The 14,843-nt window shown below is 70.8% G+C and carries 11 protein-coding genes, 1 tRNA gene and 5 pseudogenes; 10 read left to right on the top strand and 7 right to left on the bottom strand.

Annotated features, from left to right (window positions below; translation table 11 throughout):
- Positions 1 to 995 precede the first annotated feature (995 nt).
- Positions 996 to 1,136, top strand: coding sequence for a hypothetical protein (locus RBJ77_RS24140; protein ID WP_372346940.1), 141 nt, complete (start codon positions 996 to 998; stop codon positions 1,134 to 1,136).
- Between the two features lie 2,299 nt (positions 1,137 to 3,435).
- On the opposite strand, the gene RBJ77_RS24135 is transcribed toward RBJ77_RS24140, so the two are convergent.
- Positions 3,436 to 3,618 carry a hypothetical protein gene (locus RBJ77_RS24135; protein ID WP_372346939.1) on the bottom strand — a complete coding sequence of 61 codons (183 nt, stop codon included), beginning with the start codon at positions 3,616 to 3,618 and terminating at the stop codon, positions 3,436 to 3,438.
- A 264-nt stretch (positions 3,619 to 3,882) separates the two neighbouring features.
- Positions 3,883 to 4,008: a hypothetical protein gene (locus RBJ77_RS24130; protein ID WP_372346938.1), complete on the bottom strand. Its 126-nt coding sequence runs from the start codon at positions 4,006 to 4,008 to the stop codon at positions 3,883 to 3,885.
- 2,016 nt (positions 4,009 to 6,024) lie between these two features.
- On the opposite strand from RBJ77_RS24130, the pseudogene RBJ77_RS24125 reads away from it, so the two are divergent.
- Positions 6,025 to 6,617: pseudogene (locus tag RBJ77_RS24125) on the top strand (hypothetical protein).
- Between the two features lie 374 nt (positions 6,618 to 6,991).
- Here RBJ77_RS24125 and RBJ77_RS24120 read toward each other — a convergent pair.
- On the bottom strand, positions 6,992 to 7,138 hold the full coding sequence (locus RBJ77_RS24120; protein WP_372346937.1) for a hypothetical protein: 147 nt from the start codon (positions 7,136 to 7,138) through the stop codon (positions 6,992 to 6,994).
- Between the two features lie 92 nt (positions 7,139 to 7,230).
- Here RBJ77_RS24120 and RBJ77_RS24115 point away from each other — a divergent pair.
- A tRNA-Trp gene (locus RBJ77_RS24115) sits at positions 7,231 to 7,308 on the top strand.
- 354 nt (positions 7,309 to 7,662) lie between these two features.
- Here the strand turns inward: RBJ77_RS24115 and RBJ77_RS24110 are convergent.
- From RBJ77_RS24110 to RBJ77_RS24100, 3 genes and pseudogenes are all read right to left on the bottom strand, one after another.
- Positions 7,663 to 8,147: pseudogene (locus RBJ77_RS24110) on the bottom strand (NAD-dependent epimerase/dehydratase family protein).
- A gap of 43 nt (positions 8,148 to 8,190) precedes the next feature.
- Positions 8,191 to 8,841, bottom strand: a pseudogene (locus tag RBJ77_RS24105) (glycosyltransferase); the annotation flags it as partial.
- Between the two features lie 154 nt (positions 8,842 to 8,995).
- Complete coding sequence (locus tag RBJ77_RS24100; protein ID WP_372346945.1) at positions 8,996 to 9,433, bottom strand: glycosyltransferase; 438 nt, start codon at positions 9,431 to 9,433, stop codon at positions 8,996 to 8,998.
- A 194-nt stretch (positions 9,434 to 9,627) separates the two neighbouring features.
- On the opposite strand from RBJ77_RS24100, the gene RBJ77_RS24095 reads away from it, so the two are divergent.
- The 7 genes and pseudogenes from RBJ77_RS24095 to RBJ77_RS24065 all read left to right on the top strand — a co-directional run bounded on the left by RBJ77_RS24095 (position 9,628) and on the right by RBJ77_RS24065 (position 12,975).
- On the top strand, positions 9,628 to 9,870 hold the full coding sequence (locus RBJ77_RS24095) for a response regulator (RefSeq protein ID WP_372346936.1): 243 nt from the start codon (positions 9,628 to 9,630) through the stop codon (positions 9,868 to 9,870).
- 90 nt (positions 9,871 to 9,960) lie between these two features.
- A complete protein-coding gene (locus RBJ77_RS24090) occupies positions 9,961 to 10,302 on the top strand; it encodes a winged helix-turn-helix domain-containing protein (RefSeq protein ID WP_372346944.1) in 342 nt (113 codons plus the stop codon).
- Complete coding sequence (locus RBJ77_RS24085) at positions 10,299 to 11,096, top strand: HAMP domain-containing protein (RefSeq protein ID WP_372346935.1); 798 nt, start codon at positions 10,299 to 10,301, stop codon at positions 11,094 to 11,096. Before RBJ77_RS24090 ends, RBJ77_RS24085 begins: the two co-directional genes overlap by 4 nt.
- A 218-nt stretch (positions 11,097 to 11,314) precedes the next feature.
- Complete coding sequence (locus RBJ77_RS24080) at positions 11,315 to 11,956, top strand: sensor histidine kinase (RefSeq protein ID WP_372346934.1); 642 nt, start codon at positions 11,315 to 11,317, stop codon at positions 11,954 to 11,956.
- Positions 11,865 to 12,227 (top strand): annotated as a pseudogene (locus tag RBJ77_RS24075) (ACT domain-containing protein). Before RBJ77_RS24080 ends, RBJ77_RS24075 begins: the two are co-directional and overlap by 92 nt.
- A 225-nt stretch (positions 12,228 to 12,452) precedes the next feature.
- A pseudogene (locus RBJ77_RS24070) lies at positions 12,453 to 12,677 on the top strand (LysE family translocator); the annotation flags it as partial.
- 76 nt (positions 12,678 to 12,753) lie between these two features.
- Complete coding sequence (locus RBJ77_RS24065) at positions 12,754 to 12,975, top strand: LysE family transporter (RefSeq protein WP_372346933.1); 222 nt, start codon at positions 12,754 to 12,756, stop codon at positions 12,973 to 12,975.
- Between the two features lie 1,306 nt (positions 12,976 to 14,281).
- On the opposite strand, the gene RBJ77_RS24060 is transcribed toward RBJ77_RS24065, so the two are convergent.
- Positions 14,282 to 14,641, bottom strand: coding sequence for a hypothetical protein (locus RBJ77_RS24060; RefSeq protein ID WP_372346932.1), 360 nt, complete (start codon positions 14,639 to 14,641; stop codon positions 14,282 to 14,284).
- Between the last annotated feature and the right edge of the window lie 202 nt (positions 14,642 to 14,843).

The raw sequence follows: 14,843 nt of genomic DNA, 5'->3' as shown, positions 1-14,843 counted from the left end.
CGGTATTAACTGGATTTCGGACCTCAGATTGGGTGTTTAACCGTTTTCGCATTTATCGTGAAACGCTTTCGCGTTTTTCGTGCGCCCAGTAAGGGCAGGGCGGCTTCGGCGGTCACGCAGCCTACGCGTCCACGACCAGCCGCGGAGCCGCCAACGTACGGCGCCGTAGATTCCTGGACCACGGACGCTCACCCCCTCGGCCGTCAACTCCCCAGCTCCAGCGCCCTCCTTGGCGTCGCGACCAGCGTCGGAGCGGTCTGGTCGACGGTTGACGCTGTCCGGCACCGGTTGCCACGCGCCTGACCCATGCGCCCGTGACGACGTGTCCCCGCAGCCTGTCCCTGAGTCGCCTGCATGACTCCCGTGGGACGCGGAACCCGTGATCCCTCGGCGGCTCCCCGCACACGTGGACGGCATCCACTCCACCAGCGCGCTCCCACCAGAGCGGACCACGCGTACTGCGGGTGGCGCCCTCAGAAACGAATTCGGTACCTGACCCTCGAAAGGGCACTTTCATGACCACCACTGCACCCACTACCTGCATCACCCTCCTCACGAGTCGCCCGGACCTCGAGCGGCCGGCTGGGCTGCCGTCATCGAAGGCGCTCCGCCTCGGCGGGGACCTGTCCCCCCGAAACCGTCACCGAGATCCGCGACACCCTCCTCGCCCACAAGGGTCGATCTTCTTCCGCGGCCAGGACCACCTCGACACCGGCTCCGCGAGGCGCCTCGGCCGCCATGCTGGGCACCCTGGTCGCGCACCCCCACCGTCCCGTCCGCCGACGGCCGTTACTCGTTCCCCATCAACTCCAGTTTACGGCGGCCGTGCTGCAGCCAGTGGCACAGCGACGTGACGTTCGTCCCGGCCTACCGCGTTCTCGATCCCTGCGCCCGCACGATCCGCCGTACGGCGCAACACCTGTGGGCCCAGCACACGACGGCGTACGAGAACCCTGCCGGAACAGCTGCGGAACCTCGCCGAGAGCCTGCGCGCCGTGCACTCCAACGACTACGGCTACGCGGCCCTGCGCCCCGACGCGAAATACCGGAACCGTCGCTTACTTCGCGACGTGTTCGCCAAGATCAAGTTCCTGACCGAGCACCCCGTCATTCCGCGTCCACCCCGAGACCGGTGAGCGCACGCTGCTCCTCGGCAACTTCGTGCTGCAGCGGATCAGGATTTCTGGGCGCGACTCCCGCGACCTGCTGGAGCTGTTCCAGCGGCGTCAGGCGCCCCGAGAACACCGTCCGCGGCGGTGGCGCGTCCGGCGACGTCGCCATCTGGGACAACCACGCCACCCGGCACTACGGCGTCGACGACTCCGACGACCACAGCTTTCAGCTATTCCAGTCCCTATCGGCGGGACGTTGATTCGGCGTCGACGGCCGTACGTCACGCTCCTGTCCCCGAATTCGGTGCCCGGGCCCGGAGCACGGCATGCGTCCGGCGCCTCCACCGCCGCGACCGGCACCCCGACGACCTGTCCCGACGGCCACTGGCGTGACTGCTTGCGCCTGCTACCGAACCACCATGTCGTCATCCTCACCGACTAAGCAGCGGTGGGACACGACCGGCGTGCACGGCGGACCCACCGGACTGACGCCACAGTTCGACCGGATCGCCCGGCACCCTCATCGAGCAGGCGATCACGCCCAACCCAGTCTGCGCGCCTGCCGCGTTCCGGCGCTACCGGGCAGACCGCCGACCGCGGGCGTGCCTGCGGGCTGCCGCGCGCCGACCTGCCCACGCTCGCGGGCTGGTTCGCGGCGGCCGGGTACGCGACCAGCTACATCGGCAAGTGGCATCTGGCCGGAGCCCCGAACAGGCCGGGTCCAGTTCCGCAGGAGGCGCGGGCGGCTACCAGGAAGTGGCTCGCGTCGAGGCCCCTCGAATTCACCTCGGACGCGTACCGCACCGTCCTGTACGACGTCGGACCGGCCGGTGCGGCTGCTAACTACCGCTCCGACGCACTGATCGACACGCAGCGATCCGGATATAACCGACCACCGCGACCGCCCCGCTCCTCCTGTTCGTCTCGCTCATCGGGCACTGCCAGAACGCCGACAGGCTATCCCGCGCCGGACATGCCAGCACCGCACCAGCAGGGCCTTGGTTGGCTGCCGCCCGACCTCGCGGCGCTCAGCCCCTCCACGCGCCCCAGGGCGCCCACCGCTGGCCGGATACCTGGGCCAGATCAAGCCGGGTGACTGAGGCGTCGGCCGGCTCCGCGACGCCCTGCAGCCTCGGCCTCACGGACGACACGGTCCTCGCGTGGACGGCGGACCGGCTCGCACTTCCGCACCCGCAACGGCAGTACAAGCGCTCGGGCGACACACTCAGGTGGTGCCGCTCGCCCTGACGGGCACGGTTTCACCGGCGGCGGACTGGTCCGGGCATCCGGCCCGCACGGCGGACCTCATGCCCCACGCTGCTCGCCGCTGCCGGCGTCGAAAGCGTCACCCGGCGTCCAGGGCCGTTCGTTTCCCTGCCGCTCACCGGCGGCGGCACGGACCCCGGCCGACGGCCCGAGGTCCTCGTTCAGATCAGCGAGGACCAGGTGGCGCGGGCGGTGCGCACGGACCGCTTCGAAGTACGTCGTCACGGCGCCGGACGCGGATCCGTGGCACGACGCGGCGGCCGTCCACTACGTCGAGACCGAGCTGTACGACCTGGCATCGGACCCGTACGAACTCGACAACCTCGCGGGCCTCCACCTCACCACCGGCACTGGTGGCCGACGCCCTCCGCGAGGCCCTCCTGACCTGGCTCGAACGGGTCGGCGAGAAACTGACGGTCACCGCGTGCCGCACGCGCCCCGGGCAGCGCGCCATCGAACCCCTGTCATCCGAGCTCCCGTGCGGGACGACCTCCCCTTCGCCCATCAACGCGCGACTATGCATTCCCACGGCCCTGGATGGACCTGCATGGGCAGCGGTGGCTCGGGCGTGCAACCAGGCACCCCTCCCCCGGGGTGTCTGTCGTGTCCTCAGATCCCCGAAGGGCCGTCAAGCTTCGCCAGCGCCCCTTGCACGAGCCCGTAATGAACAGAGCCGGGGCGCGGCGGGAAGCCTGGTCAAGGCAGGTCAGCAGGGTCTGGGGCGACCACCTGTTTTCCGTTACTACCGGCGGTGGGCGGTCCTCGGATGCACCGCCTCGAAAACAATCGGCCGCCCGGAACATGAGGTTCCTGTGAGCCGCCCCGAAACCATGTCGTGGAGACCCGTCAACCCAGAGCACCCTTGGCAGAACGTGGCATTTGCGCGCGTCGTTACTAGCAGACGTACGGCCGTGAACCAACGTGAGAGGCCGGTCCGCACGGGTGCACACCACGGCCGATGCTCCTCAGATCGGGTCCCGCCGTTCCGCGCAAGCGGCGGCTGGACCCGCATCTTGCTCGATCGCGCCCGAAAGATCGAGAAGTCACAGACCGCGGCTCAGGCCGACGGCTCCCGCCGGGCGAGCAGGCCCGAGGTGGTGACCGCCGTCGTCCGGCGGACCAGGTCGGTCCGGTCCAGCCGCATGCTCGCCAGTTCGGCCCGTGGCGTACGCGGCGAGCATGGCGTCCGGACGGGCGCGCACTGCCACGCCGTCATGGCCATCAGCAGGGCCGATTCCACGAGAGTGCGGCGGCAGCCCCCGGCGCCGAGTTCGGGTACGTGGCGCCAGCTTTGATCCTGGATCGGGATCGCAGGGCGTCCCGGGCCGCGCGCTTGTGCCGGATGCAGCGATGATGGCGACCTCGGTTGAGATAGGCAGTGCTCGTGACCGCGCCCTGGGCGCTGAGCAGGTCGCACAGGACCGGCCGGCGCGCCATGGAGGTGGCCAGCGTGTCGGCCAGCCGGTCTCCGCGGCGCTTCCGTGCAGTGCCGCCGCCGACAGCGTCACCGCTCGGTCTGTGACGTCTCCAGTTCGGCGATCCAGTCCCGGATCTCGGCGTCGAGGAGGTCGAGGAGCACAGCCTCGCGCGATTCGAAGTACCGCAGCACGTTGGCCTTGGCCAGTGCCACGCGTCGGCTCCAGCTCGTTTCAGGCTCAGCTTCGCGACCGGCATCTCCGTGAGCATCGCGGCCGCGGTGGTCCAGGATCTGACGCCGTCGCTGACTGCGTTGTTCATCGGTGCGAGCGCGCTGGAAGGTCACGCAGCCATATTACAGACTGGCGGTACTTTGATAAGTGACCGGTGGTACGTTGCCGTGGAACGGAGACAAGATACCGCCAGTACTTAACGAGGTTCGCCATGTATCAGGTCTGACCAGCGCGGAAAGCTCGCCGTCGTCACCGGCGCGAACAGCGGCACCGGCAAGGAGGCCGCCAAGCGGCTGGCCGCGCCGGAGCCCATGTCGTCCTCGCCGTGCGCACTTCGGCCAAGGGCGAGCAGGCCCGCGCCGACATCACTCGCCACGCATCTCCGGCGCCCAGGTCGAGGTACGCCGCCCTCGACCAGCCGGCCGGACCGATCCGGTCCGCCTTCGTTCGCCGGCGACCTCATCACCGAGGGCCGGGCCGCCTCGACCTGCTCCTGAACAACGCCGGAGTCAGCGAGACGTGCCCCAGCGCACGGAGACCACCGACGGCTTCCGAACTCCAGCTGGGCAGCAACTTCCTCGGCCCGTTCGCCCTCACCGTCCGAGAAACTCCTGCCTGCCGCTCGCCGCACCCGCCCCGCGAGTGGCACCACTCATGAGCAGCGGCACCGCGAACCGGGCCCGCATCGACTTCGACGACCTGCAGTCGGCCCGCGGCTACAGCTACCCGCGCTGACACGCCCAGCGCTCGAAGCTCGCCGACCTTGCTGGAGTACGATGCTGCACCTGTCCGACCTCGCCGCCGAACACGGCTGGCTCCCTGGTGTCGGCCGGCGCGCGCACGGCTACACCTGCACCAACCTGATGACGTCCGGCCCGACCCTGAACGGCGGCCGCCCCGGCCTCCTCGAGTCGACGATCCTGTACGAGATCGTGCCGTCCCAGGGCCCGGAGCAGGGGCGCGGAACCCTCCTGTACGCGGCGACCAGCCCCGACACCACGCCCGGCGGCTACTACGGCCCGCGCTGGGCCATGGTCGGCCCGACCAAGGCGGTTCCCGCGCGCAGCGCGCGCGGGACAGGTCCGTCGCGGCGCGCCTGTGGGCAGAGGCCGAACGCCTCACTGGCGTCGCGGCGCCGAGCCGGGCCGGCTGACGAGGAGAGCCGGAGCGCGAGGCGGCGGTTGGAGCTACCGCCGACCCTCTCGCCCCGCCGACTCAGCCGACCGACGGCGCCGCCCGCACCCGGCTCTGCACGATGCCTTCGGACTCCCCGCAGGAAGGTCTCGGAGATCAGCGCCGCGTCGAACAGGCGCGCGCCACCATCGCGCCGTCCCTCAGCGCATGACCATGTGGCGCCCATCGGCGTCCGCAGGGAGCGTCACCGATGCGCGCCAGCAGGCCCGTGGCGGTCGTCGAGAGGGCACTGCCGGTGCCGCAGTGCGGCCTGGAGACCGGATGGGCCGGATCCGGGTACTCGGACACCGCGTTGAGAGAGACGCGCACTTCGGAACCCCTCGGACCGGATGCCGCACGGTGGCGTCGCCCTCGCGATGGCGCACCGCGTCGACCGCCGATCCGGCGTCCTCCAGGGCCGGAGATCTGCCCGCGCATCATCTTGGTCGGCCTGAAGTCGAGTAGGCCAGGACGAGGTCCTCCTGCCGGTAGCAGTGCCGGTAGAGGCGTCGCGCGGGTCACCGCGCTCGGCGATGATCCGGTCGACGCCGACTGGAGTGGATGCCTTCCGCGTAGAAGATCCGGAGTCGCCGTGCCGAGCAGCCGCGTGCGCGCTTCCGAGGTCTTGCCGGCGCCGCCGTTGTGGGTGGTGGTCCGCGTCATGTCCCCACTCTACGCAACACGGGGAGAACGTTCGGTGCTTGATCGGGAGTGGCCAGTGTGAGCGATCATTTCTAGGGAGACAGAACGTTCTCCTGGCACGGATTGCCACGGTCGCGCGCTGCCAGAGCTGGATCCTCGCCCCACCCCAGGAAGGCACTCCCATGGACACCCTCATCGCGTCTCCACCACCCCGGCGCCAGCGGTACCTGCGCAAGCTGTAGCTTCCTGCGCTTCGCGTTCGCCGCGGTGTGGGCCGGGCTCCTCTTCTCGAGCGTCGCCTCCAGACTGGGCCCGCCGAGCGGTGCCCTGCTGGTGATCTACCCGCCGTTCGACGCGGCGGCCGCGATCGTCGACGTCCGGTCCGCCAAGGCGAACGGCGGCCCGCTCCGACTCACGCACCTGAACATCGCGCTGAGCGCGCATGACCCGGCATCGGCCTGGCACTCGCCGCCACCTCCGGCACTGTCCGCGGTCCTGCGGGTCTGGGGCGCCTGGAGGGCCATCACGACAGGAGCTCGATCCAGCTCGTCGTCGGCGCTCTCCGCGTCGCGGTCTTGGCGGCCAGTGGGCGATGATCGCCAGCGGCGCCAATCTCCACGCTTTCGCCGGCGCCTCGTTCATCGCCCAGGCCGGCGGCGACGACGCCTCACTGAGCAGCCTCGCGGGCTACGCTAGCTTCACCTCGGCGGCGTTCTTTCTTCTGGTCTCCGCGCTCCGCATGACGCGCACCGCGAAGACCGCGGTGACCGCCTGACGCGCGCCATCACGCACCGCGGCCCGATCGGCGCCCTCGCCGGCCGGGCCGCGCTCGTCGGACTGGCTCGGGCATCCTGCCCCGCACGGATCAGGACTGACAGAACCTGCTCGGCCTGGAGCGAGTCAAAGTTGATCTGCGCGCCCTGCGCGGTCGGCGTCGTCACGTCCTTGTACGTGAAGCGCCGACCGGCCGACCAATCCAGCTTGCCCGCACCGCCGTTGATGGCCGCGCGCAGGTTTGCGGGCGGCGTCGACGGCCTTGTCCCTCCGTACTTCACGATGTCGGGGTTGGCCGCGGCGTGAGGATCTTCAGCAGCGATGCGCGCTCCTGACCGGTCGGTTCCGGCGGGATGTGACCCTGCTCCGCGGTGCTCACGTCGAGACGGCGCAGCGGCCGGACTTCGTCGGGCCCGCCTGGGCTTCGGCCTCGACCGGCGTGTTGTCGGCGGTGCAGGCGGTGAGTGCGAGGGCCGCGGGCTGCGAGCAGTGCCGCGAGAAGGAATTGGTGCGATGGTTCATCGTCCCCCCACAGGAGTTGTACTGACGGGACATCATCGCCCAGTGCGAGGGGCAGCGCGATGCGGGTGCCGGCGGGTAACCTCGCCCAGGTGGCGGGTGTGGCGCGGCGGTCGAGCGCGCGCGGTCTCCAAAATCCGCGAGGACGCCAGGTTCAGAACTGGCCATCCGCCGTATCCGAACCGATGTCACCGCGACGGTAGTTGAGAGACTTCGATCAGACCTGGTAGCGGTCCGGGGCGAACTAGGTGCAAGTGCGCCGCCACCTCCGACGTCTGCTTGAGGCCGTCCTCCAGCGACACCTGCGGCTCCCCAGCCCGTCCACTCCCGCGCCCGGGAGTTGCTCGGACAGCTATGCCTGTGGACCTCGCTGCCCGAGGGAGGCGAAGCCGGGACGGGTCCGTTACCCGCCCGCGTCGCGCCCGGAGGCCGCGATCAAGCGCGAGGGCGGAGTCGCCGATCGAGATCTCCCGGCCGGTCGAGGTTGGAGGACCCGCAGGGCCCGGAGTCGCAGTCGGCGGCCGCCGCTAGCCGCGCGCCGTGTCGGTCACGTAGGTGAAGTCGCGCGTCGGCGTGCGGGAGCCCAGCTTGATCTCCTGTGCACCCGCGTGCAGTTGGGCCAGGATGGTCGGGATGACGGCGCGTGCCGACTGCCGGGGTCGTAGGTGTTGAAGGGGCGTACCACCGTCACCGGCAGTTCGAAGAGCGCCAGTGGGACAGTGCCGTCATGTCGCGCCGATCTTGGAAGCGGAGTACGGGACTGCGGCTGCAGCGAGGTGGGACTCGTCGATCGGGGCCGTGCGCGCCGTTCCGTAGACCTCGTGCGACGTGTGAACCATGCGGCGCACCGCATGGCGGCGGCCCAGGCCTCCGCCACGTTCTCCGTTCCGACGACGTTCGTCTGGACGTACGCGCCCGGTGAGTCGTACGAGTACGGGATGCCGATCAGCGCCGCGAGGTGGAAGACCGTGTCGCAGCCCTCGACGGCGTCCAGACACCCGGCCGGGGTCACGGACGTCGCCCGCGAGGAGCTGAACGCGGGGGTCGTCGAGCAGATGGGCCAGATGGCCCTTCTCGGCGTACGGCTTGTAGTGGACGAAGGCCCGCACGTCCGCGCCTTCCGCGAGCAGCAGGTCGACCAGCGTCGAGCCGATGAATCCCTCCGCTCCGGTGACGAGAACGGTGCGGTCTGCCCAACTGGACGTGGCATTCATGAGTACTGCAACTCCCTCTGTGTTCCTGCGAGTTCGATGACGTGGCGGGCCAGGAGATCGGCCGCCCTGGCGTGCGCAGTCCTGCGGGCGCCGCTGCCGACATGGCGGCGGAGTCGCGCCGGATCGGCGAGCAGGGGGTTCGGCGAGGGCGGCGAGCGCCTCGGCGGTGGTGTCACGTCGGCGAGCAGCAGCCCGCTCCTGCGTCGGACCGCACCCGGGCGTTGTGGGTCTGGTGGTCGCCGGGCGCGATGCGGATAGGGCACGAGGACCGCGGGCACCCTCGTGGTGGCGAGGCTCGGCGACCGTCGCGGACCCGGCGCGGCACACCACCAGGTCGGCGGCGGCGTAGGCGAGGTCCATCCGGTCGAGGTAGGGGACGGCGACGGCCGGGGTGCCGAGGAGGCGGCGGCGCGTGTCCTCCAGGGCGGCCGGGCCCGTCTTGATGAGCAGGTGGACGTCGTCGCGTCCGCGCCAGCGTGCCGCCAGGCCCACCGACGCCTCGGTGAGCCGTGCCGCGCCCAGGCTGCCGCCACCGTTGACGAGACGAGCCGGGCGCCGTCAGGGGACGCCGAGCGCGGCCCGGGCCGAAACCCGCAGGGCCGTCCGGTCGAGGGTGGCGAGGACGCCGCGATCGGCATGCCCGTCGTCAACGCCCCTTCTCCGCCCGGAAGATGGGCGCGGCTGCGGTCGAAGGCGACCGCGATGTGCGGGTGAGGCGTGCGGCGAACCGGTTGGCCCGGCCGGGGACCGCGTTGGACTCGTGGATGAGGCTGGGCAGGCCGGCCATGCGGGCGCCGACGACGGCAGGGGCACTGGGGTAGCCGCCCATGCCGACGGCGATGTGCGCGCCCTGCTCGCGCAGAATGGCCCGGCACTGCGCGCCCGACTTCATCAGCGCCGCCGGGAGCAGATAGCGGCGGGCCCCGAGCGCGGGGTCGAAGGGGATCATGTCGACGGTGTGCAGCCGGTACCCGGCCTGCGGTATCAGCCGGGTCTCCAGACCGCGTTCGGTGCCGACGAGCGAGATCACCGCGTCCGGACGGCCCGGCGCAGCGCGTCGGCGAGGGGCGAGACCAGGATAGATGTGGCCGCCGGTGCCCGCCCCGCGCCGATGACGACGGACAGCGGTGTTCGCGAGGCGGTCTGTCAGAGCTGCTTCTCATGACAGGAGAGAGCGTCACGGAGTGGTCTAAGAGACTTTTAAGAGCCGGCTTTGGCAGCCTTTGTGCCAGCGACAGCAGGAAGTGCGCAGGACAGAGGCGGCCCGGATCCTTTGTCGTGGACGACGGCCCGGACGTCCGCTCGGCGGTCGCGGACGCGCTGACCGTCGAGAGGCTACCGGGTCACGACCGCGGCCGACGGGCGCAGCAGGCGCTGTCCGCACTGGCCCGCCGGGAACCGGACGCGGTGGTCCTCGACGTGATGATGCCGGTCCTCGACGGACTCGCGGTCTGCCGCCGGATCCGCGCCATAGGAGACCCGCACCCGTCCTCGTCCCTCACCGCCCCTGGACTCCGGTGACCGAGCGCGTGGACGGCTCTGGGACGCGGGCGCCGGCGACTACCTGCGTGAGCCGTTCGCGCTGGACGAGCTGGCGGCGAGTGCGGGGCACTGCGCCGCGCCGCTCCCGGACCGGAAGCCGGCGACTCCCGCACCCTCACGTACGGCGATCTGGGTCCTGGACCCGGCGACGCGGGACGGGACAGCGCGCCGGGACGCCCGCTCGACTTCAGCCGCACCGAGTTCGCGGTCCTGAGGTCCTCGTGCGCAACGCCGGACAGGTGGCTCGCCGCGCGGCGTCATCCAGGAGACGGTGTGGGGCCGCGACCCGGGCCCGACTCCAACTCCCTCGCCGTGTACGTGGGTTATCTGCGGCGCAAGCTGGAGACGCCCGGCGAGGCACGCCTCGTGCACACCGTCCACGGTGTCGGCTACCGGCTCGGCACGCCGTGAGCCGCCTCCCGCTGCGGACCCGCCTCGCGCTGCTCGCCTGCGCCACCGTCGCGCTGATCACCCTGGGCGTGCGCCGCCGCGTACGCCGTCATCCGCCACGAGCTCGGCCACCAGCTCGACCTCCAGCTGACCCAGGCCGCGACCCTGGCCACCCGAACAGAACCGCGACGAGCCGCCTGGCGTACTCGGGCCGCCGAGTGCCGCTATCTGGCCGCGCCCGCCTGCGCCCAGCTCGTCCCGGCCGACGCGGCCAGACGATCCTGCAGCCGTATCTGCTGCCCGTCACGGACACCACCCGCGAGGTCGCCGCGGGCACGCACGCCCCGTACTACACGAACCTCACCCTCCAGGGGCACGCGTGTACGGGATGCTCACGACGCCGTACACCGCGGGCCAGGACAAGGCCCTCCAGGTGGCGCTGCGTTCGACACCACGACGAAGTCGCTGCGGCAGGCGACCGTGATGCTCGCCGTGATCAGCGCGCGCCAGGCGTCGCGCTCGCCCTGGCCGGCGGGTATTGGGTGTCACGGCGCGGCCTCGCCCCGGTCGAGCACCTCACGGCCACGGCGGAGCGGATCGCGGCGACGCACGACGCCCGGCTGCGCATCGACCTGCCGCAGGGCCGACGCGACGAAGTCGCCCGCCTGGCCGCCTCGTTCAACACGATGCTGGGCGAACTGGAGGACTCGGTGACTGCTCGCCGGCGCCTCGTCGCGGACGCCTCCCACGAGCTCCGCACGCCGCTCACCGCGCTGCGCACCAACGCCGAGCTCCCCGCCGCGCCGAACGCCTGACACCCGCCCAGCGCGACCGCGCCTCCACGTCCCTGCGCCGCCAGATCCACGAGGTCACCTCCCTCGTCAACGACCTGATCGAGCTGGCCATTCGCGACGAGGGACCGCCCCAGGCGCTGGTCGAGGACGTGGCACTGCCCCGCTGGTCACCCACGCGGTCGACGCGGCGCGAGCCCACTGGCCCCAGGTCGGCTTCACCCTGACCGTGGCCCCGCAGCGTGCTGACGACGACGCTCCCCGGCGTCCCGTCCCGCCTCTCCCGGCTCCTGGCCAATCTCCTCGGCAACGCGGCGAAGTTCAGCTTGCCCGGCGCGGACGTCGACGTCGCCCTGTCCACCAGCGACGTGACCGTCCGCGACCACGGCTCGTGCATCGCCCCCGAGACTCCCCCACGTTCGACCGCTTCTACCGCGCCGAGGCGTCGCGCGCCGCCTGGATCCGGCCTGGGCCTGGCGATGGCCCGCCAGATCGCCCAGGCCCACGGAGCCCGCCTCACGGCAGAGGCGGCGCCGCGGCGGGCACTGTTCCGGCTCGCGTTCCGGGGAGGCGGGACACGACGCCGACCGAGCAGCGCTGAACAGACGCGGGTCGTCGCCCAAGGCCAGGGCGGCCTGCGCCCCGGCTCGACGGAGCTCAAGGAGGACGATGGGGGCCAGGAGGACGAGGGCCACTCAGCACCACGCCGAGATGAAGAGAAGAAGAGAAACGCAGAAGAGAAGGGTGGAGAACATGACGGGCGAGAGCGATCTCGGAAAACTGCTGAGCGGCATGCGCCCCGAACTCAACGCGGGCCAGTACGTGTTCACGACCGTCGAGGGCAGTGTGCCGTCCGGCGTCTCCCCGGTGGTCACGGTCACTGAACGCGAGGGTCTGACCCTCGTCGTACCGCGCGAGGGAGGCGGACGCGGCGGGTCTGGCGTACGACTACGTGGCCGGCTGGATCACCTTGCGCATCCACTCCGCGCTCGCGGCGATCGGACTCACCGCCGCGGTCTCGACGGAGCTCGCCGACGCGGGCCTGAGCTGCAACGTCGTGGCCGGGTTCCACCACGACCACCTGTTCATCCCCCTACGAACACGCCGACCGGTGCCGTGACCGTCCTGGAGAACCTGGCGCAACGCTCATCCTGACGCCACCGCCCCCGCGTGAGGCGGCCGGCTACCAGCCAAAGAACGTCGAACCACACCCGCTCACCAGGCAGGCGATCAGCCGAGGTAACCTGGCACTCCATGGCAATAAGCTCCGCCCTCTGGTCCTTCGCCCCGGTAGTAGGCTCCTCACTCTGACTCCCGGACTCGACACGGCGCTGATCCTGCGCACCTCGGCCCTCGGCCGGCGCAGGAAGGGCCTGGGGAGTGGTCCCCGGCATCCAGACCGGCACCCTGGTGTGGGGTGCGTTCACCTCCCTCGGGGTGACCGCCCTTCTCACCGCCTCCCATCTCGCCTACACGGCACTGCGCTGGATCGGCGCCGCCTACCTGATCTGGATGGCGGCCCGCATGCTGCGCGACACCTTCCGCGGGCGGCCCCCAGCGGACACGGACGATGCGAGTCAGGCATCCGCCCCAGGCGCCGCCGCCGACTCGTTCGGCGGCGGCTGGCGGCAGGGAGCACTCACCAACCTCCTCAACCCGAAGATGGGCGCTCTACGTCGCCGTGCTGCCGCAGTTCATCCCACCGGGCACGGCGCACTTCACCATGGGCCTCCTGCTCACCGCGGTCCACGTCCTGATCGGTCTGCTCTGGTCCGCCGTCCCCATCGGCTGCGCCCGCGTCCTACAGGGATGGCTCCGCAAGCCACAGGCCCGCCGTCTCCTGGACCGGATCACCGGGACGGTCATCGGGGTCTTCGGCATGAGGCTGGCGTTCAGCAACTGACGGACCGGAAGCCAGAGTCCAGTGCCCGGTGGTCGACTGCCGACTGCCGCTTCCGCACCACCGGTTGCCGGCGCGCGATGGCGAGTCTGTGGCTGACTCTGGGCACCACGTGGCTCTCTGGCTCGCACACGTGTCAGCGGCCGGGGTCTCAGTCAGGGCAACGACGGTGAACACGTTGCCCATCGTCTGCGCAGTCTGGGCCTTGGTGCCGTCGAGCAGCGCCCCGGTGCTGTCGGTGCCGACCTGGCCGCCACGTCATGCCTCCGCAGCATTCAGCCTTTCGTGACCGGCACGAGAGTCAGGTACGTGATGCCGAGGGACGTTGCGGTAGCCGTTGGCCCAGGAAGATCGTTGGCGGTCGACTCGGTCGCTGGTCTCGGCGGCTTGGGGGTGGTCCGGGTGCGTGGCGAGCCAGAGTTCCGTGTCATGGCGGTAGCCGGACTCAGCTCCTCTCACTCTTCCTGGCTCGCCGACTCGATCCAGGCCGGCCGGAAACCGGCCTCGACGGCAAGGTCGACGAGCCCGCCCAGGCGCAGGTGGTCACCTTCGTGCGCCCCGGGCCACATCGCCACGAGTTCCTGGTCCGTCGGGTCCGCTCCCAGAAGCCCTCGCCGAGACTACTCGTCCGCCCGGGCGCACGAGACGGCGCAGCTCGCGCAGGACGACACCGGGATCGTGCACGGCCGCTCCGGATCGCACAGTGCCTGGCCGGCGCCCACGCAGAGCACACCGCGTCGGCCGGTCCACGCAACGTTCCGCGGGCCGACTCCTCCACGTGACTCGACCCGCTCTCCGAGCCCGCGCGTTCCTCCGCAAGGTTCCGGCCCCCTCGCCAGGTCCTCGGTGTTGATGTCGATCCCACACCCGTGGATCCGGGGACGGACTCGACCACGCGAGCAGCAGTTCGCCCCAGCCGCAGCCGATGTCGAGGACCGTGGCGGGCGAGGTGTCGGCGAGACGAGCGACGATGCGTTCGGCTACGGGCCTCGGAGAGCGGGCCGTGGAAGGTCAGACTGCCGAGGCGAGGGAGGAAGATCGGGGAGCTGTCATGGGGCGGAACGCTGGTTCCTCTTGGGTGGCGTATCGAGCGATTTCGGCGCGGACACCGACACCCTGAGCAGCGAAAGGGTCGTGGCCGGCTGGAGTTCCAGCGATTCCCTCGGCGGCGCGGTTTCTGTTCTGGTGCATCCCGGCGACTCCGATGCACCCCGGGCGGGGCAGAAGTCGCCGTTGGCTGCCGCCGAGCGTCGTACCTGGCATCGTTCGCCAGCCACGACGCCGGCGATCCCGATGCGGGCGCGCGAGCCTACGAGCGCTGCTGCTTGCCGGTGATGGCGGAGAGCGCAGTTTGAGGGTTCTCGGTGGTGGGGTTGCCGTGCGGGCGCAGGGTCCAGGAATCGCCCGTGCAGTCGGGCTCCGTGAACACCATCACCCATTCGTCGGTGTCGTTGTGCGTGCGAAGGCCGGTTCGGAGGAGGCCGGGTCGGCGGCCTCGGCCACGGGGATGCAGCCAGCCGGCCGGGTCGTGGAGGGTGACCGACTGGGGCTCCCGTCCATGCCCACGAACCCGGTAGGAGAAGTCGCCGGTCGCGGCGCTCGCGGACGTCGGCAGGGCGATGGCCAGGCCAGCGCGCCGAGGCGGCGGCACAGTGGTACGAAGACGCATGCAGAGCTCCATTGATCGGTGTGCGGTGCCGCAAGCCTGTCCTGGTACGGCGCGGAGGCAGGGGCAGTCCGCGCCGCGGTCACCTGATGAACACGCAGGAACGATCTTTCCCTCCGCCATGTGCCCGATAGCGCGCAGAGCTGCGGGCCGAAGAAGTCGCCGTATCCAGGTCATCTAGGCTGGGCTCGGTGACTGATGAGCA

The organism is Streptomyces sp. KL116D (assembly GCF_030766975.1).
GTDB classification, from domain to species: Bacteria; Actinomycetota; Actinomycetes; order Streptomycetales; family Streptomycetaceae; genus Streptomyces; species Streptomyces longispororuber_A.
This window is presented reverse-complemented; position numbering and strand designations above follow the sequence as displayed.

What these genes read in the sequence shown, in the direction of transcription:
- RBJ77_RS24120 (WP_372346937.1), bottom strand. Translation starts at nt 7,138, where the DNA reads ATGAACCATCGCACCAATTCCTTCTCGCGGCACTGCTCGCAGCCCGCG.
- RBJ77_RS24060 (WP_372346932.1), bottom strand. Translation starts at nt 14,641, where the DNA reads ATGCGTCTTCGTACCACTGTGCCGCCGCCTCGGCGCGCTGGCCTGGCC.